We start from the raw sequence: 21,419 nt of genomic DNA, 5'->3' as shown, positions 1-21,419 counted from the left end.
CCGGGATCAGACGGCGGCGAGGACGCCGGTGCCGAGCAGAATGTAGAGCACGATGCCCAAGGCCACGCGGTACCAGACGAAGATCGCGAACGACTTCGTCTCGACGTAGCGCAGGAACCAGTGGATGACGACGAGTCCGAGGCCGAAGGAGATGATCGTGGCGAGGATCGTCGGCCCCCAGCCGAGCACCATATCGGTGCTGCCGAGTGTCTGATAGACCCCGTAGAGGCCCGATCCGACGACGGCCGGGATCGCCAGCAGGAAGGAATAGCGGGCTGCCGAGGGGCGATCGAAGCCCATGAACCGACCGGCCATGATCGTGCCGCCGGAACGCGATACGCCGGGGATGACGGCCAGGGCCTGCGCGAGTCCGTACAGGATGCCCTGTCCCCAGGTCATGTCGTCGAGGGTGCGCTGGCGTTTGCCGACCCAGTCGGCGAGGCCGATGATGAGGCCGAAGACGATGAGCATCGTCGCGGTGATCCACAGGCTGCGCAGTGCGCCCTCGATGTAGTCCTGGAACAGCAGTCCGATGATGACGATGGGAATCGAGCCGACGATGATCAGCCAGCCCAGGCGCACCTCGGGATCTCTGCGATCGTGCTTGCCGACCAGGGCCTTGCACCATTTGGAGATGATCGAGACGATATCGTGCCAGAAGTAGACGATGACGGCGGCTTCGGTGCCGATCTGGATGATCGCGGTGAAGAAGGCGCCGGGATCGGAACCGGGCAGCATGAGTTCGCCGACGATGCGCACATGCGCCGAGGACGAGATCGGGAGGAACTCGGTGAGTGCCTGCACGATTCCGAGAACGGCAGCGACGAGCCAGTCGTACATACGACTCCTTGAGAATGTGGGTTGGGAACGAAACCACGGTAGTCGCCTGATCAGGTAACCTCAAGAAGCATGAAGCACCAACGCCTCGGCACCACCGGTCTTGACGTCAGCGATGTGGGTCTCGGAACCTTCGAATGGGGGCACCGGGTCGACGACCGGACCGCTCAACTTCTCGTCGACGACTATATAAGTGCTGGTGGGAACCTTATCGAGCTGCCAAGTTCGGCCACGGTCGCGGCGTCGGTCCTGGGGGAGCTGAGACTTCCCGAAGAGATCCTGGTCATGGCCCGTGTGGGCGTGTCCATGAGTGATGCGGACCATATCGAGGTCGGACTCGGGCGGGCGCGCATCCTGTCCCAGGTGGACTTCCTGCTGCGCACGACCGGACGCAGCCACCTCGACGTACTCGTCCTCGATGTCTTCGACACCGACGTCGATCGGTCGGAGACCGCCTCGGCGATCGATACGCTGCTGACTCTGGGCAAGATCCGCTACGTGGGAGTCTCCCACCACACCGGGTGGCAGCTCGCGGAGATGCGCGGAGCCGGGATTCCGATCGCCTGCGCCGTCGCCGAATACTCGCTGCTCAACAGGGACGCCGAAGACGATCTCATCCCTGCCGCCGACTACGCCGGAGTCTCACTCATCGCCGGCGCCGGGCTGGGCCGCGGAGTGCTCACCGACAAATATGCCGCGTCGACACCGTCCGATTCTCGTCTGGCCGGCGAACTCGGCGACTATGTCGGCGCTTATCTCGATGACCGGTCGAACCGGGTGCTCGCCGGGGTCCGGAAGGCCGCTGCCGCCTTGGGCGTGTCGACGACCGATATCGCCTTGGCATTCAACCGGCACCAGGGCATCGCCTGTTCGCTGGTCTCGCCGCGAACACCGGCTCAGCTGGCCGAGATCACCAGCAGCGAGGTCGAACTGGCCGAGGAGATCGCCGAGGTGCTCGACCAGATCTCCTGATCGGCTGCGTCAGTTGAGATGCTGGATGAGTTGGGACGCTGGGTCAACAGCGAGGCTGGTCCAGCTGCGAGGCCGCGTCATTCGTCCTCGTCGTCGTCATCGATGATGAAATCGTCGTCATCGTCCTTCGCATCCTCGACGTCGTCGAAGAGTTCGAAGGGAGTCACTTCGTCGAACGCGGTGTAGATCGCGTCTTCGTAGATTTCGAAGGCATCGGCCAAAGCCATATAAGCGGCTTCGACTCGGGGGTCTTGGTCACCGTTGCGGTGCGCGGATGCAGCGTAGTGCTCTCTCACTGCTTCGAGGAATGCGTCCAGGGCCTCACGAGGATCAGTGCTCATGACTCAAATGTATCCCAGGCCGGAGTCACATGTAAGGGTTTGAACTAGGCTGAAGACATGGCAGCTCTCTACGACCACCCCGCACCTGACCGTTTCGTCGTCGGCACGATCGGACTGCCGGGGGAGAGGACCTTCCTCCTCCAGGCGAAGTCCGGCAGCGCGCTCACGACCGTCGTGGTGGAGAAGGAGCAGGTGGAGATCCTCGCCGATCGGATCACCGAGCTGCTCGACATGGTCATGGTCAAGGATCCTGCCGCACGGGTGCCGCAGACAGCGTTGGATGACCGGATCGACAATGCCGGGCTCAATGTGCCCATCGAACCCGAATTCCGCGTCGGCACCATGAGCCTGGGATGGGATACGGTCAAACACGAGCTCGTCATCGAATGCTTCGAACTCACCGAGGCGGACGCACAGGCCGGGACCTCTGCGGACCCGGACGACGACGAGGTCGAACGCGAAGTGCTGCGTGTCGTCCTCGACGCCGCAGCCGCCCGAGAGTTCTCCCGTCGCGGCGAACAGGTCGTCGGGGCAGGGCGCGGGGACTGCCCGTTCTGCTCGCTGCCGCTCGAACCCGACGGGCACCTGTGTCCGCGGGCCAATGGGATCCCGCGCGCCTGAACCGTGATGGACCACAGCTTTCTCCTCGACGCTCTGACCGCGGGGGAGTGGACGGAGATGGGCGCGATCCCGCGGGCCAGCAACGACACCCGCCTGCTCGTCATCGAACAGGCAGGTCGAGCGATCAAAGCCGTGTACAAGCCGATCTCCGGGGAACGACCGCTGCACGACTTCCCAGAAGCGACCCTGGCCCTGCGCGAGGTCGCGGCTTTCCGGCTCAGCGACTCACTCGGCCTCGACGTCGTCCCGCCCACGGTCCTCCGCCACGATCTGCCCGCCGGTCCAGGCTCCCTGCAGGCCTACATCGAGGCCTCTGACGACGATGAGGCGGTGACCCTGACCTCGGTCCAGACGATCCCGGCCGACCACACCCCGATCTTCGCTCTGCGCACCGAGGACGGGCGCGACCTGGTCCTGTCCCATGCGGTCGGCGAAGGCCTGCGGGCCATCGCCTTCTTCGACCTGCTCGCCAACAATGCCGACCGGAAGGCCGGCCACGTCATCACCGGCAGCGCCCTGCCGAGCACCGATGCGCGGGATGTCGGAATCTTCGGCATCGACAACGGTCTGACCTTCCACCACGAGGAGAAGCTGCGCACCGTGCTGTGGGGCTTCGCCCGCACCTCCTTCCAGGCCGAGGAGATCGATGCCCTCGAAGAGATCGTCGACATGGGCCAGGCCCTGCAGAACCGACTCTCCGACTGCCTGTCGACGACGGAGATCGCAGCGCTGCGCGGGCGCGCCGAGACTCTTCTCACAGCGGAGTTCTTCCCCGAAGCACCCGAGAACCGCACAGCCATCCCCTGGCCGCCCATCTGAGGACACACATCCCGTGGCAGGGTTCGCTTCGGCCGCTTTCGCAGTGAAGTGCCGAACGCCTGACTCTCGGTTAGGCTGGTGGCCGTGAAGTCATGGCCCGAACCTCAACTGCCCCGTCTGACCAGCACCGGCAAGGTGCCCACGGTCTTCGACACGAGCACCCGCAGCCCGCGTCGTCTGCGCGGCCGCGAGCAGACCGCTCGCCTCTACGTGTGCGGGATCACTCCCTACGATGCGACGCATCTCGGTCACGCCGCCACCTATGTGGCCTTCGACCTGCTCAACCGCATCTGGCGTGATGCCGGACTCGACGTCAACTACGTGCAGAACACCACCGATGTCGACGATCCGCTGCTGGAGAGGGCCGACGCCACCGGAGTCGACTGGCGCGAGCTCGCCTCCTCCCAGATCCAGCTCTACCGCGAGGACATGGAGGCACTGCGGGTGATCCCGCCGCAGAGCTTCATCGGCGTCGTCGAGACGGTCGCCGAGATCGCCGCGGCCGTTGAGGACCTCGTCGCCAAGGGTGCCGCCTACACACTGGACAACGGCGACGTCTACTACCGGGTGTCGACCCCGATCACCCCACCCTTCGGCACCGTCAGCCATGACGATGAGAAGACGATGGCGGCGCTGTCCGCCGAACGCGGCGGCGACCCGGACACACCGGGCAAGGACAACCCGATCGATCCGCTGCTGTGGCGTGCCGAACGTGAGGGCGAACCGGCGTGGGACGGAGGCTCGCTGGGCCGAGGGCGGCCCGGCTGGCACGTCGAATGCACCGTCATCGTCGACAAGTACGCGGGCCTGCCGGTCGATGTGCAGGGCGGTGGAAACGATCTGATCTTCCCGCACCACGAGATGAGCGCAGCACACGCCGCGGCCTGGCGGGACACCCCGATGGCCAAGACCTACATGCACACCGGCATGGTCGGTCTCGACGGCGAGAAGATGAGCAAGTCCAAGGGCAACCTCGTGCTCGTCTCACAGCTGCGCGAACGCGGAGTCGACCCGATGGTCATTCGGACCGTGATCCTGTCCAACCACTACCGCAGCGACTGGAGCTTCACCGAAGAGCAGCTCGAGACCGCCTCCGCCCGTCTGGACGCGTGGCGGCATGCGGCGAAATGCGAGTCCGAATGCCGCGAGGGCCTGCGCGGACACATCATCGGTCTGCTCCGCGAAGCACTCACCGACGACCTCGACAGCCCGCGTGCGCTGGGAATCCTCGACGAGTGGGCCGACCACTACGCAGACTCCGAGCCCTCGGCCACCGCCTCTGTCAGCGGTGACCGGGTCGCCGACGCCGTCGACGCGCTGCTGGGAATTCGTCTCCTCGACTGAGATTCGGCCAGGGAGGCCGAGATTCCGTCTGCTCGACTGAGACCTCGCCTGTTCGGCTGAGATGCGTCGCTATCGGTCGCGGCCGCGTTTGCGCAGATAGCGTTCGAACTCGGCCGCGATGGCGTCTCCGCTGGCTTCGGGCAGTTCGGCGGAGTCGGTTCCCTCTTCCAGCGCTCGAACGAGTTCGGCCAGCCGCGGATTGAGGGAGACGAGCTCATCGGCACCGAGCTCCCACGCACGGCTCTCCTCTTCGAGGACATGGATGTCGACTTCGATCTCCGCATAGTGCTCGACCGCCTTCGCCAAGGCGAGCTCCGCCTTCGGCGAGGGGGAGTCGGCAAGGTAGTCGGGCACTCCGACCCACAGGTTGACGGCACGCAGATTCCGCCACTGACAGGCGACCCCGAGGAGGCCGAGGATGCCGATCGGGCCCTCATAGCCGTTGGCGTCGATGTCGAGTTCATGGGCCAGCGCCCGATCCTCGGTGTTCGCGACGACCGGCAGCGGGCGGGTGTGCGGCACTTCCGCGTGGAGTGAACCGAGGAGGACGACCGCATCGTCCGGCCCGATCTGGCCGAGGATGAGGGAGAGGAACTCCCGCCATTTCAGCCCCGGCTCATGACCGTGGATGATGGTCACCGGCAGTCCGCCGTGATGGCCGCGATGGACGGCGATGCCCGGCCAGGCGATCGATGCGGTGCCGTCCTCGTCGCGGAGGATCTCCGGTTCGGAGAAGCGGAATTCGTAGAACCCGTCGGTGTCGAGGATCTCCGCGTCGTTCAGCGCCCAGACTTCGACGAGATCCTTGGCCAGCGAACTCGCCGCTTCGGAAGCATCGGCATCCTGACCTTCGAAGGCGATGAACACGAGTGCCCCGGACCCGGATGGAAGAAAGCTCATGGTTCAAGACTACGCTGGCACTATGACGAATTCTGCCTCAGCCGAACCTGCCGCAGTCCTCTGGGATATGGACGGAACCCTGGTCGATACGGAACCGTACTGGATCAGAGCCGAAACCGAGCTGATGAACGCTCACGGGCTTCCCTGGTCGGAAGAGCAGGGACTCGAATTCGTCGGCAACGAACTGACCACCTCGGCGGCGATGATGCAGGACGCCGGCCTCGACCTGCCGGTCGACGACATCGTCGAGACCCTCATGAGCACAGTGATCGACGCGATCCGCACCTCCGTGCCGTTCCGCCCGGGGGCACTGGACCTGCTCGCAGAACTGACAGCGGCGGGGATCCCCAACGTCATGGTCACGATGTCCTACCGCCGACTCGCCGAGGCGGTCATCGCCAGCTGCCCCGCAGGCAGCTTCGCAGGGCTCATCGCCGGTGACGAAGTCTCCGCCGGCAAGCCCGATCCCGAGCCCTATCTCAAGGGTGCCGCCCTGCTCGACCTCGCCCCGGGCGATTGCGTCGCACTCGAGGACTCGAAGCCGGGCCTGGCCAGTGCCGAGGCGGCGGGGACCATCGCCGTGGGCATCCCGCATCTCGTCGACCTCGAAGCACGACCGGGCCGGATCCTGTGGGACAGCCTCGAGGGCCGCACCGTCGAGGATCTGCGTCGGCTGGCCCAGCGCAGCTCCGTCTGAACCGGGTCGGGCGCCTCAGGCGCCGACGATCTTCGTGATCTCCGGGGTCGGCGGGGCGGTGTTTCCCCAGGCCGGGCACAGCGGTTTGAAAGTGCACCAATTGCACAGCGGTGACTTCTTCGGCCGCCACCGATCCGCCTCGGCGGAGGCGATGATGTCCTTCCAGATGGCATCGATCTCGAACTCCGTCTGCTCGACCTCGGCCATCGTCGGGTGCGATTTGAGCACGCTGCGCGAACCGAGGTACATCAGCTGCAGCGTGTGGACGAGCTCTCCCGAGAGCCGGTAGACGACGAGGGCGTAGAAGCCCATCTGGAACTTCGCCTCCCGACCGTACTGCGGTTTCGGCTGCTTGCCCGTCTTGTAGTCGACGAGCCTGGTCTCCCCACCGGGGGCGACATCGACCCGATCGATGAACCCGCGCAGCTCGAGCCCGTTGTCAAGCGTCGTGCGCACGTACTTCTCCGTCTCCTCGGGCTCGAGGTGCTCGGGGAACTCGAGGACGAAATAGGAATCGATGAGGCGACGCGCCGATGTGAAGAACGTCTCCTTCTCCGATTCAGCGGTGAAGATGTCGAGCACCTCCGGATCCTTCTCCACGAGTTCGTCCCAGGCGGGCATGAGCATCGACTGGGCCAGTTCGGCGGTGCGCTCCGCGGCCGGCGCGGTGAACAGCTTCTCGAGCACGGAATGGACGACGGTGCCGCGGAAGGCCGCCTGCGAGGGCGGTTCCGGCAGCTTGTCGATGCTGCGGAAGCGGAACTTCAGAGGACATTGGATGAAGTCGTTGGCCCGGGAGGGCGAGAGACTGGTGAGCTCGGCCATATCACCACTGTAACGACCCGCCCTGACACGTCGTGGCGACCAGCGCCCGGCACTGTGTCGCTGTTAGGCTGAGTTACCGACCCACAGTGGTCCGCTCACCTCGACATCGACCGGAGGAATCCCTTCCATGGCCGCGAAAAACCACCAGCCCGGTGCCTCATCGGGTCTGCGTCTTGGCACCGTCCTCGGCGCACCGGTGATTCTGGCGTGGTCGTGGTTCCTCGCCGCCATCGTCATTACGATCCTCTTCACACCGTGGCTCAACCAGGTGCGACCGGATCTGGGCATCGGCGCATGGTTCGTCGCGTTCGCCTATGCGGTGCTGCTCTTCGCCTCGGTGTTCCTCCACGAACTCGCTCACGGCGTGGCCGGGCAGTTCTACGGTCAGAAGGTCGCCGCCATCGAGCTGAACATCTGGGGCGGCTTCACCCGCTTCGAACCCCAGATGGACAATCCGCGCGACAAGGCCGCGATGACGAGCTTCGTGATCTCGATCGTCGGCCCCATCGTCAACATCGTCCTCGCCCTGCTGGGATGGTGGTGCCTGAGCGCGGCAAGCCCCACCTCGGTGCCATGGCTGCTGCTCATCGCGGTCACCTTCGCCAATGTCGCCCTCGGCGCCATCAACCTGCTGCCGGGCATCCCTCTCGACGGCGGGTGGGCGCTGCAGGCGATCATGTGGCGCATCACCGGCTCCCAGTACCTGGGCACGATCGTGGCCAGCTGGGTCGGACGCATCATCGCCATCGGCTTCATCGGCTGGTCGGTCATCACCCCGCTGCTGGCCGGCGAACGGCCGGCCCCGCTCACCGTGGCCTGGATGTCGCTCATTGCGATCATGTTGTGGTTCTCCGCCGGGGACGCTGCCACCCACGCCAAACGGGCGCGGAAGATGGAGACCTACGACCTCTCCCAAGTCATCCAGCCCGCCATCGCGGCCACCTGGGATGCCGACCTCGCCGACACCCTCGACTACGCGAACACACTCGGCAACGCCAAGGAACGCACCCTCATCGTCGTCCTCGACCAGAAGGGACTGCCCTATGGGCTGGTCGACCGGCACGCTGCCGCCGGCCGTCTCGCCGAAAACCTCGACGCCGTCCCCGCAGGCGAGGTCGCCCGCCCCCTCGTCGGCTGGATCGGCGTGCCCAAGGACATCACAGCCCCGCATCTGCTCGAATCGCTCACCCACCGGCCCAAGGCGCAGTTCAGCCTGGTCATGGACGGGAACACGCTCGTCGGCGTCATCGACCTGCAGGAGTTCTTCGACGAGCTTCTCGCCGCCTGAGCCGGTTGTGTGAGGCAATCCTCACCAGCGTAGAGTGGTGACATCATGACTCAGCCACTCCATACCCGACCCGTCCGCGTCCTCGACCGCGGCGAAAAGGTCCAGCTCACCGACCCCAAGGGGCGCATGCACACCTTCGTGCTCGCCCCGGGCGAGCACTTCCACACGAACAAGGGACTCATCAGCCACGATGACATCATCGGGCGAACCGAGGGCATCATCGTGTCGAACTCCGGGGGAGTGGAGTTTCAGGTCTTCCGTCCCCGCTACGAGGACTTCGTGCTCTCGATGCCGCGCGGCGCCGCAGTCGTCTATCCGAAGGATTCGGGACTCATCGTCACCCTCGGCGATATCTTCCCCGGCGCAGTCGTCGTCGAGGCAGGCGTCGGCTCCGGAGCACTGTCGATGGCTCTGCTGCGCGCCGTCGGCCCGAACGGATCGGTCCACTCCTTCGAACTGCGAGAGGAATTCGCGACGATCGCTGCGGGCAATATCGCTGACTTCTTCGACGGTGAACCCGAGAACTGGTCGGTCACCGTCGGTGATCTCTCCGACATTCTGCCGCAGACGTTCGCAGCCGACAGCGTCGACCGCGTGGTCCTCGACATGCTCACTCCGTGGAACACCCTCGACGCGGTCAGCGAAGCCCTGACTCCCGGCGGCATCGTCATCGCCTACGTCGCCACGGTCCCGCAGCTCTCCCGCTTCGTCGAGGCACTGCGCGCCTCGGGGAAGTTCGCCGAACCGGAATCCATGGAGGCCATGGTCCGCGGCTGGCACGCCGACGGACTCGCCGTCCGCCCCGACCATCGCATGATCGCCCACACGGGCTTCCTCATCATGGCCCGCAGGATGGCCGCAGGGGTGGCTCCGCTGGAGAAGAAGAGGCGCCCGCAGGGGGCTACCGCGGCTGCCGAGGACGTCGCCGCGTGGACGGAGCCCGAAGTCACCGAGGCGGCCATCGGCACACGCACCGCACACGGAAAGAAGCTGCGCCGAGTCGTCCGCGAAGCCGGGAAGCGCCTGCGCACCGATGACGCCGCAACGTCTGCCGCCGGCGCGAGCGCGACAGACGCTGCCGCAGGCGCGACCGAGAGCGACGGCCCAGCCGCCGCAGACTCGACAGGACACACCACCACTGAGACCACTGGGCCGAAGGAGGATCGATGACTGAGACCACGACCGAGGTGAAGAAGCTGCGCGAGGACACCGCGTCCCTGCGCCAGCAGCTCTACTCCGCGGGCAAACGCAATGAGGCCTTGTCGAAGACCCTGCGCACCGCCCGGGACGAACTGGACCGGATCAAGGAAGAGGCCCGGCGGCTCACCGAGCCGCCGAACAACTGGGGCACTCTCGTCGCCCTCGACGACAAGGGGGTGACCGCGGACGTCATCGTCGGCGGCCGCCGCATGCGCGTGGCCGTGGCCCCGGAGGTCGAACCGGCCGGTCTGCGCGCCGGAGCCGACGTCCTCCTGTCCGAAGGCCTCGTCGTCATCGGCACCGGAGACTTCCCACCCGTGGGATCCGTCGTCAACGTCCGCGAATTCGTCGATGCGACGCGCATCCTCGTCGGCGCCCCTGGTGATGACGAACAGGTATTCACCCTCGCCGCGGGCCTCGTCGACTCCGGCCTGCGCGTCGGCGATGCCGTCGTCGTCGACACCCGCACCCATTACGCGCTGCAGGTCGTCGAGAAGCCCGAAGTGTCCTCGCTTCTGCTCGAAGAGGTCCCCGACATCACGTATTCGGACATCGGGGGACTGTCCGACCAGATCGGCCTCATCAAGGACGCCGTGGAGCTGCCCTTCGAACACCCCGAGCTCTACACCGAACACGGCCTCAAGCCGCCGAAGGGCATTCTGCTCTACGGCCCTCCCGGCTGCGGCAAGACGCTCATCGCGAAGGCCGTGGCGAACTCGCTGGCCGATCGCACCGGTGAGGAGAGGACGAGCAAGACCTACTTCCTCAACATCAAGGGACCGGAGCTGCTGGACAAGTACGTCGGCGAGACCGAACGTCAGCTGCGCCTGATCTTCGCCCGCGCTCGGGAGAAGGCATCGGCCGGCTTCCCCGTGGTCGTGTTCTTCGACGAGATGGAATCGCTGTTCCGCACCCGCGGCACCGGCAAGTCCTCGGACGTGGAGACGACGATCGTGCCGCAGCTGCTGACCGAGATCGACGGAGTCGAACAGCTCGACAACGTCATCGTCATCGGCGCCTCCAACCGTGAGGACCTCATCGACCCGGCGATCCTGCGCCCGGGCCGCCTCGATGTGAAGATCCGCATCGAACGGCCCGATGCCCAGGCCGCACGCGACATCTTCGAGAAGTACCTCACTGCCGAACTGCCGCTGCATTCGTCCGTTCTCGCCGGTCACACAACCCCCGCCGAGGCGGTCGCCGCCCTCATCGACGACTGTGTCGAGCGGATGTTCGCCGAGACCCCGGAGAACGAATTCGTCGAGGTCAGCTACGCCGACGGTTCGAAGGAGGTCCTCCACTTCTCGGCCTTCGCTTCGGGAGCGATGATCCACAACATCGTCGACCGGGCGAAGAAGTCCGCGATCAAGTCACTGCTCGAAACGGGTGAGCGGGGCCTTCAGCGGGCACACTTCGAAGCCGCCATCGCCGAAGAGTTCAGCGAGCACGAGGACCTGCCGAACACGACCAACCCCGACGAATGGGCACGGATCTCCGGTCGCAAGGGCGAGCGGGTGACACATCTGCGGATGATGCACCTCGACACGACCAGGGGAGCCCCGACCGTGCCGTACGAGACCGAGATCGCCGAGGTGCGGCCGAACTCGGACCTCGTCTGAGACGCCGAACGGGCCCACCTGCACTCAGCAGGCGGGCCCGTCCGTTCATTCGTCAGCGGCTGCGCTTGCGGCGGCCGGATCCGCCTGAGACGGCGGTGGCGATGATGCGCCAACCGACCAAGGTGATGAGGTTGAGCGAGGTCGCCACGATCATGAAGCTCACCGGAACCGTGCCGGGATCGCCGCCGGCGCCGGTGACGCCGCGCAGCACGAGACCCACCAGCACGGTCACCGCCCACACTCCGGTGCCGGTGGCCAGGGGCGAGATCGGTCGGTCCCAGACCGCGCTCAGCAACCAGGCGAGGACGAGGGCTGCGACGAACGGCCACGCTGTGGTCATCAGCCCCTGCGGGTCGAAATTATGAGAATGTGTGTAGTGACCGACGATCGTGAACAGAATCACGAGGATGAGGTCGACGATCAGTGCGATCGGGAGATGAGATTTCTTCGTTGCCACGTCCCCGAGTCTAATCCTTGGAGGAGATGCAGATGCTCAGAGTCAGACGCGTCATGGGTTCCGAGACCGAGTTCGGCCTCAGCCAGCCCAATAATCCGCGGGCGAACCCGATGCGGGATTCAGCGCGCGTCATCGACGCCTATGCGGGACCGCGCGGGCTGAAATCGTCCCAGAGCTTCTGGGACTTCGCCACCGAATCCCCGCTCGCCGATGCCCGCGGCTTCTTCATGAATGTCGCCGACGCCGACTCCTCGCAGCTGACGCACATCCCGTCCGAGGATGTCGAAGCCCAGTACCTGGCGAATGTGGTCACAGAGAACGGTGCCCGCTACTACGTCGACCATGCTCACCCCGAGTACTCCTCCCCGGAGGTGCTCACCCCACGCGATATCGTCACCTTCGACCGGGCCGGCGACCTCGTGGGGCTGGCCTCGGTGAGGGCACTGGAGACGACCGACGAACCGGTCAACCTATACAAGAACAACACGGATTCGAAAGGTTCGTCGTACGGCACCCACGAGAACTACCTCGTCGACCGCAGCACCGACTTCGACGACATCGTCGCAGGCCTCGTCCCGTTCTTCGTGACCCGCCAGATCCTGTGCGGTTCCGGGCGGGTCGGCATCGGCCGCGAAGGCGAGGGCAAGGGCTTCCAGATCTCGTCTCGTGCCGACTTCTTCGAAGCCGAGGTCGGCCTGGAGACGACTCTGCGGCGGCCCATCGTCAACACCCGCGACGAACCGCATGCCGACCCGGCGAAGTACCGACGACTGCACGTGATCATCGGCGATGCCACCATGGCCGAACCGGCCACCTATGTGCGCTTCGGTGCGACCTCGCTGGTCCTCGGCCTCATCGAGGCGGGGCTGGCACCGAGGATCGAACTCGACGATGCCCTGCAGTCGCTGTGGGACGTCAGCCACGACCTCAGCCTCAGCGCCCCTCTGCGCCTGGCCGACGGCACCACGATGACTGCCCTGGAGATCCAGGAGACCTTCTACGCCGCCTGCGCGCAGCACGCCGACCCCGAGGATGCCGACACCGCTGCAGTGCTCGCCGAATGGCGTCGTTTCCTCGACGGACTGGCCGCCGACCCGCGCAGCCTCGCCGATTCCATCGACTGGATCGCGAAATGGGTGCTGCTCGAGAGCTACCGGAGCCGGGAAGACATCGACTGGGACCACCCGAAGCTGGCTCTCATCGATGTCCAGTACCACGATGTGCGTCCTGAGAAAGGACTCTTCCACAAACTCGAGCGGGCCGGACGGATCCGCCGGATGACCACCGACGCCGAGGTGGAGGCCGCAGTGACGAACGCCCCCGACGGCACCCGCGCCTTCCTCCGCTCGGTGGCGGTCAGCCGCCTCGGCGATGACCTCGTGGCCGCGAGCTGGGACTCCCTCGTCCTCAACGCGGGCGAACTGGGCATCGTGCGTCTGCCCATGCACGAACCCCTCAAGGGCACGCGTGAGCTGTTGGCAGAGCGGGTCGCGGGAATCGAGACTGCCGAGGGCCTGCTCGAGGCTCTCGGAGTGGATAGACTGAAGACGAAGAACGACTGAAGAGGTGTGAGATGAGCTCGCAGGAACAGGTCCAGAGGGACAAATCGAACGGCGGATCGGATGCGCCCGTCGACCCGCCGGAGGCCGTGCAGGGTCAGATCAATACGCAGAACGTCGACTCCATCCTCGACGAGATCGACGGCGTGCTGGAATCGAACGCGGAGGAATTCGTCAAGAACTTCGTGCAGAAGGGCGGCCAATGAGATGTCAGGATTCCCTCCTGCATTTCTGAGCTCGACGAGCAATTCGTTCGTCGACCTCGCCCGCTCCCTGGCCCCCGAGTCGCTGCCGCAGACCAGCGGACGTGATCTGGCCGAGCAGACGCCGGAAGGCACGACGATCATCTGCTTCCGCACCGCCGCGGGCATCCTCATGGCCGGGGACCGCAGAGCCACGATCGGCAACCTCATCGCCTCCCACTCGATGGAGAAGGTCAAGGCCGCCGACGACTACTCCGTCATCGGCATCGCCGGCACGGCCGGGGTCGCGCTCGATCTCATCCGGCTCTTCCAGCTCGAACTCGAACACTACGAGAAGATCGAAGGGGCCAGGCTCTCTCTGCACGGCAAGGCCAATCGACTGGCCGCGATGCTGCGCGGAAACCTCGGACTGGCCATGCAGGGGCTGGCCGTCGTCCCGCTGTTCGCCGGAGTCGACGAGTCGACCCCGCACGGGCAGATCTTCAGCTTCGACGTCACCGGCGGCAAATACGAAGAGCACCGTTTCCACTCGATCGGCTCCGGTTCGGGCTTTGCCCGCGGGGCGCTGAAGAAGCTGTGGCAGCCGGACCTCGACCACGAGCAGGCGATCGGCGTGGCCGTCGAAGCGCTCTTCGACGCCTCCGACGACGATTCGGCGACCGGGGGACCGGACTTCGTGCGCCAGATCGCACCGACGATCTTCACCGTCGACCTCGAGGCCGGCGTCACCGAAGTCGACTCGGCCACGGTGCTCGAGACCGCCACAGAGGTGGTCGCTCGCCGCACCCACAGCGCGCGGTCATGAGCCTCGAACGGGCACACACGCGGCCTGACCAAGCGCCACGCGTCGAATCGTCACCGCGAAAGGATCGGACATGAGCCAGGCACCGTTCTACGTCTCACCGGAACAGCTGATGAAGGACCGGGCGGACTTCGCCCGCAAGGGCATCGCCCGGGGTCGGTCGGTCGTCGTCATGCGCTTCGACGAGGGAATTCTGCTGCTCGCGGAGAACCCGTCGCCGACTCTGCACAAGATCGCCGAGATCTACGATCGGATCGGCTTCGCCGCCGTCGGCAAATACAACGAATTCGAGACTCTGCGCCAGGCCGGGGTCCGCTATGCGGATCTGCGCGGCTACTCCTACGACCGCACCGATGTCACGGCGCGCGGTCTGACGAACGCCTATGCGCAGACCCTCGCCGGTGTCTTCACCACCGAATCGAAGCCGTTCGAAGTCGAACTCGTCGTCGCCGAACTCGGTCTCACCGCTGCCGGCGACCAGCTCTATCGACTCAGCTACGATGGTTCGGTCATCGATGAGTCCGAGCATGTGGCCATCGGCGGTCAAGCCGATGCGATCACCGCTGCCCTGGCCGGAGTGGCGACTTCGCAGATGACGCTTCGCGAGGTCTTCGCCCACGGCGTGCAGGCCCTGGGCGCCGCCACCCAAGCGACTCTGGCCACAGAGGCGCTGGAGGCGGCGATCCTCGACCGGACGACGACCAAGCAGAGGACGTTCCGGCGCCTCGATGATGCCGCAATGAGCCGGCTGCGGGAGGCCTGAATGGCACGCATCTACGGAATCGAGACCGAATACGGGCTCGCCCACACCGCTGATCCCGACGGGCGTCGGATCGGGCCGGAGGAGATCGCCCGGCATCTCTTCCGCCCCATCGTCGAATGGGGACGGTCCTCGAACGTGTTCCTGCCCAACGGCTCACGCCTCTACCTCGACGTCGGCTCCCACCCCGAGTATGCGACCGCAGAATGCGACGACCTCTCCGATCTGCTCGCTCAGGACCGGGCCGGCGAGGCCCTCATGGTCGACCTGCTGGGTCAGGCGCAGACCGCTCTCGAGGACGAAGGCATCGGCGGGCGCGTCCACATGGTCAAGAACAACACGGACGCGGCAGGCAACTCCTATGGGTCCCACGAGAACTTCCTCATCCGCCGCACCCTGGACTTCAACCGGCTGACCACTGTGCTGCTGCCGTTCCTCGTGTCCCGGCAGCTGCTCGTCGGTGCCGGCGCCATCATTCCCAGCCGTTCATCGTTCTCTCCCGATGAGGAGTCCGATCGCTCGGAGATGATGTTCGGACTCTCCGCTCGCTCCGATGTGATGTGGGAGGGGCTGTCCTCGGCGACGACACGTTCGCGGCCGATCATCAACGCCCGCGACGAACCGCACGCGGATGCGGAGAAGTACCGTCGGCTGCACGTCATCGTCGGTGATTCCTCGATGTCGACGGCCACCTCGGCGCTCAAGCTCGGATCGGCGATCCTCATGCTCGACCTCATCGAACAGGGCGCGCGGATCCCGGAGAACGGTCTGCGCCACCCCGTGCGCGATATCCGGCTCGTCGCCCGCGACCTCACAGGCACCGTCGTCCTCGAGCGCACCGACGGGACCACGACGACTCCCTTGGGTCTGCTCGCCGATTACCGGGATCGGGCGCAGCGGATCGTCGACAACGGCGATCACAGCCTCGGCGATGAGAAGCTCGCAGGCTATGTCATCGACCTGTGGACGCGGATGCTCACCGCGGTCGAGTCACAGGACTTCTCGACCGTGGACACGGAGATCGACTGGGTGATGAAACGCGCACTCATAGAACGGTCCATGCAGCGCGGGATCAGCGACATCACGGATGCGCGCATCCACCGACTCGACATCGCCTACCACGACATCACCCCGGCGACCGGCCTGTTCCCCAAACTGGAGGCGGCGGGAATGGCGAAGAACCTCGTCCCCGCCGAAGCGGCCACCCGCGCCAAAGACGTGCCCCCGGCAACGACCCGCGCCGCCGTCCGCGGAGAATTCATCCGCGCCGCCCACGACGCCCGCCGCGACTACACAGTCGACTGGGTGCACCTGCGCCTCAATGACGAATCCGGTCGCGCCGTCGCACTCAAGGACCCATTCGCCACGACTCACCCGCAGGCGGAAACACTCATCGCCGGCCTGTAAGATCGCCCTGTGATCCGGTCGCACCCGCCATTCGGTGCGGGCACGGCCACGCGTGACGAAAGGAAACCAGTGCGCACCAAAGTGCTCAGCGCCATTGCGGCCGGCCTGCTGCTGCTCTCGGCCTGCGGGCAGGGCGACGAGTCAGATGATTCGACCACACCTCCGCCCTCAGTGGCTGCCCAGGACGCGAAGTCGACAAGCCTCGACGACATCACGGTCGAAGGCAAGAAGGGCGAGAAGCCGAAGGTCAGCTTCGAGTCCCCGCTGGTGATCGAGAAGGCCGAGAAGAAGGTGCTGGAGAAGGGCACGGGAGACAAGATCGCCGACGGCGAACAGGTCACCGCCCAGATGACTCTGGTGTCGGGCACGAGCGGGAAGGTCGTCGAATCCAGTTACGATTCGAAGTCTCCCGCCGGATTCCCCATGGACAAGTCCCAGATCTCAGAGGACCTGTACAACGCGCTCCTCGACGTCAAGGTCGGCTCCCGGGTCATGCTGTCGCTCAACGGCAGCGCCCAGCAGGGGGAGGCCGCGCAGACGCTCGTCTACATCATCGATGTGGAGAAGACCTCTCGCCCGCTCACCCGCGCCGAGGGTGAGAAGGCCGACCAGTCGGACAACCCGGTGACGGTGAAGTGGGGCGATGACGGGGCCCCATCGATCTCGAAGCCCAAGGGTGAGAAGCCGAAGGACCTCGAGACGTACACGACGATCGAAGGCAAGGGGCCCGAGGTCAAGAAGGGCCAGAGCGTGGCCGTGAAGTACTCCGGCTGGCTCTGGGACGACACCTCGAAGACCTTCGACTCGAACTGGAAGAGGGGCGGGCAGCCGTTCGCCGTCGAACCCGTCGGAGAGGCACCGGTCATCGACGGCTGGAACGAAGGCCTCGTCGGACAGAAGGTCGGCAGCCAGGTCGTCCTCGTCATCCCGCCGGACAAGGGCTACGGCAAACAGGGCAGCGAACCCTCGATCCCGGGTGATGCGACCCTCATCTTCGTCGTCGACATCCTCTCCGCCCAAGGCTGAGGCAAACCGCTTCCAGGGCTGAGACGAACCGAGTCCGCACCGCACACGAGACTGAAACACACCCATCCGAACAAGGAGGAAGAGCATGAGCAAGCAGAAGCCAGAAGTCGATTTCCCCGGCGGCGACGCCCCCACCGAACTCATCATCACCGATGACATCGTCGGCACCGGCGCCGAGGCGGGACCCGGCGACACCGTGAGCGTGCACTACGTGGGAGTCGCCCATTCCACCGGTGAGGAGTTCGACGCATCCTACAACCGCGGCACCCCGCTGGAGTTCCGTCTCGGTTCCGGGATGGTCATCTCCGGTTGGGACCAGGGCATCCAGGGGATGAAGGTCGGCGGCCGCCGCACCCTGCAGATCCCTCCCCACCTCGCCTACGGAGACCAGGGAGCCGGCGGAGTCATCCGCCCCGGCGAGTCACTCATCTTCGTCTGCGATCTCGAGAACGTGCGCTGACCCAGCGCGACACCGAAGTGGCCGGGCCCTGTGGGACCCGGCCATTCGTGTCAGTGCTGTGCGGAAGTCAGCAGTGCGCAGTGCTCAGAGTATTCGTATGCTCGTGCGCGCAGGGATCGCAGCTTCGCGGTGCAGGGATCACAGTTCGGCGGCGCAGCGTCCGGCGGCGGCTGCGGCCAGGAACGACGCTGCATCGGCCGGCAGCTTCCGTCCCATCGTGGACAGGCCGACGGGGGAGGAGCGGAGCGCCGCCCACAGACCGCCCAGGTCGACGTCGACGAGATCATGCATGGCCAGGCCACCCAGCTGTGCCCCGACGACGTCTGCCACGACGGCAGGATCCGGATCCATCTCGGCCCGCTCCGCCTCGGTGAGGGTGGAGAAGTCGGGCACCGGAACGATCATTCCCGGCCGCGCGATCTCTCTCAGCGGCGTCAGAGAATGGTGGGAGATGCCGAAGTGACGACCGCGGGCATCGGCGTTCGACATCCGCAGCAGCCCCACGGGACGTCCGGCGAGCAGAGCCGCGGCATTGAGATGGTCGCCGGTGACGAGACCCGAATACCCGTACTTCGTGCCGGTGCCGAGGTTCCCCGGCCCCTGCGCGACGATGGTGATATCGGCACCCATGACGTGTTTGGCGGCGAGGAGACCGGAATGGATGGTCACCGCTTCGAGGTCACCGCCCCAGGACTGCCCGGTGCTGATCGTCCCGGTCAGCCATCCGGCTTCCTTGAGACCGGCTGCCGCCTGTGAGAACGGGGCGGGCAGTGCCGCGCCGTCGCTGAGCACATACGCCACACGCAGGCCGGGATCGACGGCACGGATGCCGGCGATGATCGCCGGCAGGGCCGAATGCAGATCGGCCACGACCACTGGCATGCCGTCGAGGTGCTCCGCCTCGGCGAGGACAGCATGGTGTTCGGATTCCTGATCGTCGACGCCGAGCACCATCGTCTGCAGAGGCGAATAGCGGTCCTTGACCAGATGCCCGGGTCCCTCCGGCGGATCCTCGGGCAGCGCGTCGGGCAGCGCCACGATGAGCCCGAAACCGCCGGTGCCCAGGCGCTTGGCCAGGGCAGAGACATTCACGAGCACGGTGTCTCCGAGGCTTGGCTGCCCGACGGCATCGGTGTAGGCGACCGCGCGGATGGACGTCACATCTGTGTCGGGCAGCGCCTGGTCCAGTTCCACGTCGACATCTGTGTATCCTGGCCGGGTGGAGCGAATCGCTGTGACGATTCCTTTGCGCCAATGAATCATGGTCCCCAGACTATCGCCCGGCCTAGGTTACGGTGGAATTGTGACAACACCCCGCAGCAGCAGACAGAGACAGCAGACGGAGCGTCTGATGAACCTGCTCATCGCACTGCGCGCCTCGCGCGGTTGGGTCTCCCGCAAAACGCTGATGAGCGTCATCGACGGCTATTCCGGACTCGACGAAGTCGCCTTCGACCGCAAATTCTCCCGCGACAAAGAGCTGCTGCGCCATATGGGCATCACGATCGCCACCCGCGCCGAACACGACGCGTACGGAGACGCGGGGGAGACCGGCTACCGGATCTCCACTGCCGACTACGCGATGGACGAAGTCGACCTCACCCCGGCCGAGGTCGCCGCCGTCACCGTCGCCGCCTCCTTCTGGTCGGAGACCGAGCTCGGCGAATCCAGCGCCCAGGCACTGACGAAGCTGCGCGCGCTGGGCATCGACCTCGACCAGCAGGGTCTCGGACCGGCGCAGATCGAACCCGGCTCCGCCGCCCGCCGTCTCGCCAGCGCGAACTTCGCCGATGCCCTCCACCACATCAACGCCCGCGAGGCCATCGGCTTCCGCTACCACAAGCCGGGACAGAGTGCTCGGAAGGTGCGGCTGGAACCCTACGCTCTGCTCAGCCGCGGCGACCGCGTCTACCTCATCGGCTTCGACCTCGACCGGCAGGCACGGCGGACGTTCCGCCTCTCCCGCGTTGAAGGCGGCATCGCAAAGCTCGGCGGACGCGAGCCCGGCGACTACACGATCCCCGCGGACTTCTCGCCCGAGCTGGCGCTGCAGTCGAGTTCGGAGATGGCGGTGGTCGCCGAGGCGAAGCTGAACATCCGCGCCCACCGGGCCGACCCGCTGCGACGTCGCCAGGTGCGCGAGGACGGCGCTGACGTGATCATCGAATTCTCCGACGTCGACACACTCGCGGCGGAGATCGTCGGCTACGGCGATGCCGTCGCAGCCGTGGAACCGCCCGAACTCGTGCGAGCTGTGGACCGACGCCGCGAGACGATCCGCGATTCCCTCAACCGACTCGGAGGTGCCAGTGTCCTCAGCGCGTGAGCGACTGACGAGGCTGCTCAGCCTCGTGCCCTACCTCGACGCCCACCCGGGCGCCGACCTCGAGGACACAGCCGCCTACTTCGGCATCGACTCCGACACCCTCATCGACGATCTGCAGCTCCTCTTCGTCACCGGACGTCCGGGGCACATGCCCGATGACCTCATCGACGCCAGCTGGGAAGGCGGGCAGATCTTCATCTCCAACGCCGAAGAGGTCTCCGTGCCCGTGCGGCTGAGCGCGGAGGAAGCCGGAGTCCTCGTCCTCGCACTCGAACTGCTCTCCTCACTGCCGGGACTCGACTCGGAGGCTGTGGCCACCGCCGCGAGCAAGCTGCGCCTCGCGGCGGGGGAGAACCTGCGCACCGCCGTCGACGTCAGCCCCATCGACGTCGACGAAGAGCTGCTGAGTGCGATGCGGCAGGCCGTCGACGACGAGTCGGCGCTGCAGATCGAGTACTATGTGGCCTCCCGTGACGAGCTGACCACGCGGATCATCGCTCCGACGAACCTCGTGCCCGGTTCAGACTGGTATGTCGACGCCTGGTGCTATTCGGCCGGTGCTCCGCGCCGATTCGCCCTCGGCAGCATCAGAACGTGGGAACCGGCGGATCATCCGCCGCTGTCCGTGAGCGAATCGTCGTCCCGATCCCATGAGGTCACACTCGGATTCGACGGCAGGGGAGCCTGGCTGGCCGATGAACTCGACGTGACGGAACGTGAATACTTCGACAACGGTGAGACGAGTGTGCGGGTGCGTCTGCTGGTGCATTCCGTCGACTGGCTGAGCCGGTTTCTGCTCTGCCATGCCGATGTCATCACCGAGGTCGATGACACCGACGCGGTGTCGGCCGCCCTGCGACGACTCGGCTGAGCGGAGAACCGCCTGCGGATGAGGATGAAAGGCTCAGCCGCACAGCGTAGAATCGTCCACAGCATCAACAATCCAAGGAGCTCCC

General features: G+C 65.9%; 23 protein-coding genes. 17 read left to right on the top strand and 6 right to left on the bottom strand.

Annotation, left to right across the window (positions count from 1 at the left end; all coding sequences use genetic code 11):
• Positions 1 to 6: 6 nt before the first annotated feature.
• Positions 7 to 840 carry an undecaprenyl-diphosphate phosphatase gene (locus tag L1F31_RS09625; protein WP_265417087.1) on the bottom strand — a complete coding sequence of 278 codons (834 nt, stop codon included), beginning with the start codon at positions 838 to 840 and terminating at the stop codon, positions 7 to 9.
• 69 nt (positions 841 to 909) lie between these two features.
• Between L1F31_RS09625 and L1F31_RS09620 the strand changes: the two genes are divergently transcribed.
• Positions 910 to 1,809, top strand: a complete 900-nt coding sequence (locus tag L1F31_RS09620) for an aldo/keto reductase (protein ID WP_265417086.1) — start codon at positions 910 to 912, stop codon at positions 1,807 to 1,809.
• Positions 1,810 to 1,886: 77 nt separating this feature from the next.
• Here the strand turns inward: L1F31_RS09620 and L1F31_RS09615 are convergent, their stop codons facing one another.
• Positions 1,887 to 2,150 (bottom strand): hypothetical protein, encoded by a 264-nt coding sequence (locus L1F31_RS09615; RefSeq protein ID WP_265417085.1) that lies wholly within the window; start codon positions 2,148 to 2,150, stop codon positions 1,887 to 1,889.
• A 57-nt stretch (positions 2,151 to 2,207) separates the two neighbouring features.
• Between L1F31_RS09615 and L1F31_RS09610 the strand changes: the two genes are divergently transcribed.
• From L1F31_RS09610 to mshC, 3 genes are all read left to right on the top strand, one after another.
• Complete coding sequence (locus L1F31_RS09610; protein ID WP_265417084.1) at positions 2,208 to 2,771, top strand: DUF3090 domain-containing protein; 564 nt, start codon at positions 2,208 to 2,210, stop codon at positions 2,769 to 2,771.
• 6 nt (positions 2,772 to 2,777) lie between these two features.
• The gene (locus L1F31_RS09605; protein ID WP_265417083.1) at positions 2,778 to 3,590 is read left to right on the top strand and encodes an SCO1664 family protein; all 813 of its coding nucleotides are present in this window, start codon (positions 2,778 to 2,780) and stop codon (positions 3,588 to 3,590) included.
• Between the two features lie 84 nt (positions 3,591 to 3,674).
• On the top strand, positions 3,675 to 4,934 hold the full coding sequence (gene mshC / locus L1F31_RS09600) for a cysteine--1-D-myo-inosityl 2-amino-2-deoxy-alpha-D-glucopyranoside ligase (RefSeq protein WP_265417082.1): 1,260 nt from the start codon (positions 3,675 to 3,677) through the stop codon (positions 4,932 to 4,934).
• A 69-nt stretch (positions 4,935 to 5,003) separates the two neighbouring features.
• Here mshC and L1F31_RS09595 read toward each other — a convergent pair whose 3' ends face one another.
• Positions 5,004 to 5,834, bottom strand: coding sequence for a PAC2 family protein (locus L1F31_RS09595; protein ID WP_265417081.1), 831 nt, complete (start codon positions 5,832 to 5,834; stop codon positions 5,004 to 5,006).
• A gap of 22 nt (positions 5,835 to 5,856) precedes the next feature.
• On the opposite strand from L1F31_RS09595, the gene L1F31_RS09590 reads away from it, so the two are divergent.
• On the top strand, positions 5,857 to 6,531 hold the full coding sequence (locus L1F31_RS09590) for an HAD family hydrolase (RefSeq protein WP_265417080.1): 675 nt from the start codon (positions 5,857 to 5,859) through the stop codon (positions 6,529 to 6,531).
• 15 nt (positions 6,532 to 6,546) lie between these two features.
• Here L1F31_RS09590 and L1F31_RS09585 read toward each other — a convergent pair whose 3' ends face one another.
• Entirely contained in the window at positions 6,547 to 7,356 is an 810-nt protein-coding gene (locus tag L1F31_RS09585) for a RecB family exonuclease (protein ID WP_265417079.1), read from the bottom strand.
• 127 nt (positions 7,357 to 7,483) lie between these two features.
• Between L1F31_RS09585 and L1F31_RS09580 the strand changes: the two genes are divergently transcribed.
• The 3 genes from L1F31_RS09580 to arc are packed head-to-tail and all read left to right on the top strand — an operon-like array spanning position 7,484 to position 11,463.
• Positions 7,484 to 8,644, top strand: a complete 1,161-nt coding sequence (locus L1F31_RS09580; protein ID WP_265417078.1) for a site-2 protease family protein — start codon at positions 7,484 to 7,486, stop codon at positions 8,642 to 8,644.
• 45 nt (positions 8,645 to 8,689) lie between these two features.
• Entirely contained in the window at positions 8,690 to 9,814 is a 1,125-nt protein-coding gene (locus L1F31_RS09575) for a tRNA (adenine-N1)-methyltransferase (RefSeq protein ID WP_265417077.1), read from the top strand.
• Positions 9,811 to 11,463, top strand: coding sequence for a proteasome ATPase (gene arc, locus L1F31_RS09570; protein WP_265417076.1), 1,653 nt, complete (start codon positions 9,811 to 9,813; stop codon positions 11,461 to 11,463). The genes L1F31_RS09575 and arc overlap by 4 nt, the downstream gene beginning before the upstream one ends.
• Positions 11,464 to 11,515: 52 nt before the next feature.
• Here arc and L1F31_RS09565 read toward each other — a convergent pair whose 3' ends face one another.
• Entirely contained in the window at positions 11,516 to 11,920 is a 405-nt protein-coding gene (locus L1F31_RS09565; RefSeq protein ID WP_265417075.1) for a DUF3054 domain-containing protein, read from the bottom strand.
• A gap of 32 nt (positions 11,921 to 11,952) precedes the next feature.
• Between L1F31_RS09565 and dop the strand changes: the two genes are divergently transcribed.
• The 7 genes from dop to L1F31_RS09530 all read left to right on the top strand — a co-directional run bounded on the left by dop (position 11,953) and on the right by L1F31_RS09530 (position 18,137).
• The gene (gene dop / locus L1F31_RS09560) at positions 11,953 to 13,482 is read left to right on the top strand and encodes a depupylase/deamidase Dop (RefSeq protein WP_265417074.1); all 1,530 of its coding nucleotides are present in this window, start codon (positions 11,953 to 11,955) and stop codon (positions 13,480 to 13,482) included.
• An 11-nt stretch (positions 13,483 to 13,493) separates the two neighbouring features.
• The gene (locus L1F31_RS09555; RefSeq protein WP_135540878.1) at positions 13,494 to 13,685 is read left to right on the top strand and encodes a ubiquitin-like protein Pup; all 192 of its coding nucleotides are present in this window, start codon (positions 13,494 to 13,496) and stop codon (positions 13,683 to 13,685) included.
• A 1-nt stretch (position 13,686) separates the two neighbouring features.
• Positions 13,687 to 14,487, top strand: coding sequence for a proteasome subunit beta (gene prcB, locus L1F31_RS09550; protein ID WP_265417073.1), 801 nt, complete (start codon positions 13,687 to 13,689; stop codon positions 14,485 to 14,487).
• Between the two features lie 70 nt (positions 14,488 to 14,557).
• The gene (gene prcA, locus L1F31_RS09545; protein ID WP_265417072.1) at positions 14,558 to 15,247 is read left to right on the top strand and encodes a proteasome subunit alpha; all 690 of its coding nucleotides are present in this window, start codon (positions 14,558 to 14,560) and stop codon (positions 15,245 to 15,247) included.
• Positions 15,248 to 16,651 carry a Pup--protein ligase gene (pafA, locus tag L1F31_RS09540; protein ID WP_265417071.1) on the top strand — a complete coding sequence of 468 codons (1,404 nt, stop codon included), beginning with the start codon at positions 15,248 to 15,250 and terminating at the stop codon, positions 16,649 to 16,651.
• A gap of 69 nt (positions 16,652 to 16,720) precedes the next feature.
• Positions 16,721 to 17,677 carry an FKBP-type peptidyl-prolyl cis-trans isomerase gene (locus L1F31_RS09535; protein WP_265417070.1) on the top strand — a complete coding sequence of 319 codons (957 nt, stop codon included), beginning with the start codon at positions 16,721 to 16,723 and terminating at the stop codon, positions 17,675 to 17,677.
• An 85-nt stretch (positions 17,678 to 17,762) separates the two neighbouring features.
• Positions 17,763 to 18,137: an FKBP-type peptidyl-prolyl cis-trans isomerase gene (locus tag L1F31_RS09530; protein ID WP_265417069.1), complete on the top strand. Its 375-nt coding sequence runs from the start codon at positions 17,763 to 17,765 to the stop codon at positions 18,135 to 18,137.
• A gap of 138 nt (positions 18,138 to 18,275) precedes the next feature.
• Here the strand turns inward: L1F31_RS09530 and L1F31_RS09525 are convergent, their stop codons facing one another.
• On the bottom strand, positions 18,276 to 19,400 hold the full coding sequence (locus L1F31_RS09525) for a DUF3866 family protein (protein ID WP_265417068.1): 1,125 nt from the start codon (positions 19,398 to 19,400) through the stop codon (positions 18,276 to 18,278).
• 88 nt (positions 19,401 to 19,488) lie between these two features.
• Between L1F31_RS09525 and L1F31_RS09520 the strand changes: the two genes are divergently transcribed.
• Both L1F31_RS09520 and L1F31_RS09515 read left to right on the top strand, forming a co-directional pair.
• The gene (locus L1F31_RS09520) at positions 19,489 to 20,463 is read left to right on the top strand and encodes a helix-turn-helix transcriptional regulator (RefSeq protein ID WP_265417067.1); all 975 of its coding nucleotides are present in this window, start codon (positions 19,489 to 19,491) and stop codon (positions 20,461 to 20,463) included.
• Positions 20,447 to 21,334, top strand: coding sequence for a WYL domain-containing transcriptional regulator (locus tag L1F31_RS09515; protein WP_265417066.1), 888 nt, complete (start codon positions 20,447 to 20,449; stop codon positions 21,332 to 21,334). Before L1F31_RS09520 ends, L1F31_RS09515 begins: the two co-directional genes overlap by 17 nt.
• Positions 21,335 to 21,419 lie beyond the last annotated feature (85 nt).

Source organism: Brevibacterium spongiae, from assembly GCF_026168515.1.
Taxonomy (GTDB): Bacteria; Actinomycetota; Actinomycetes; order Actinomycetales; family Brevibacteriaceae; genus Brevibacterium; species Brevibacterium spongiae.
Note: the sequence above shows the minus strand (reverse complement) of the source record. Positions and strands in the feature narration are given on the sequence as shown.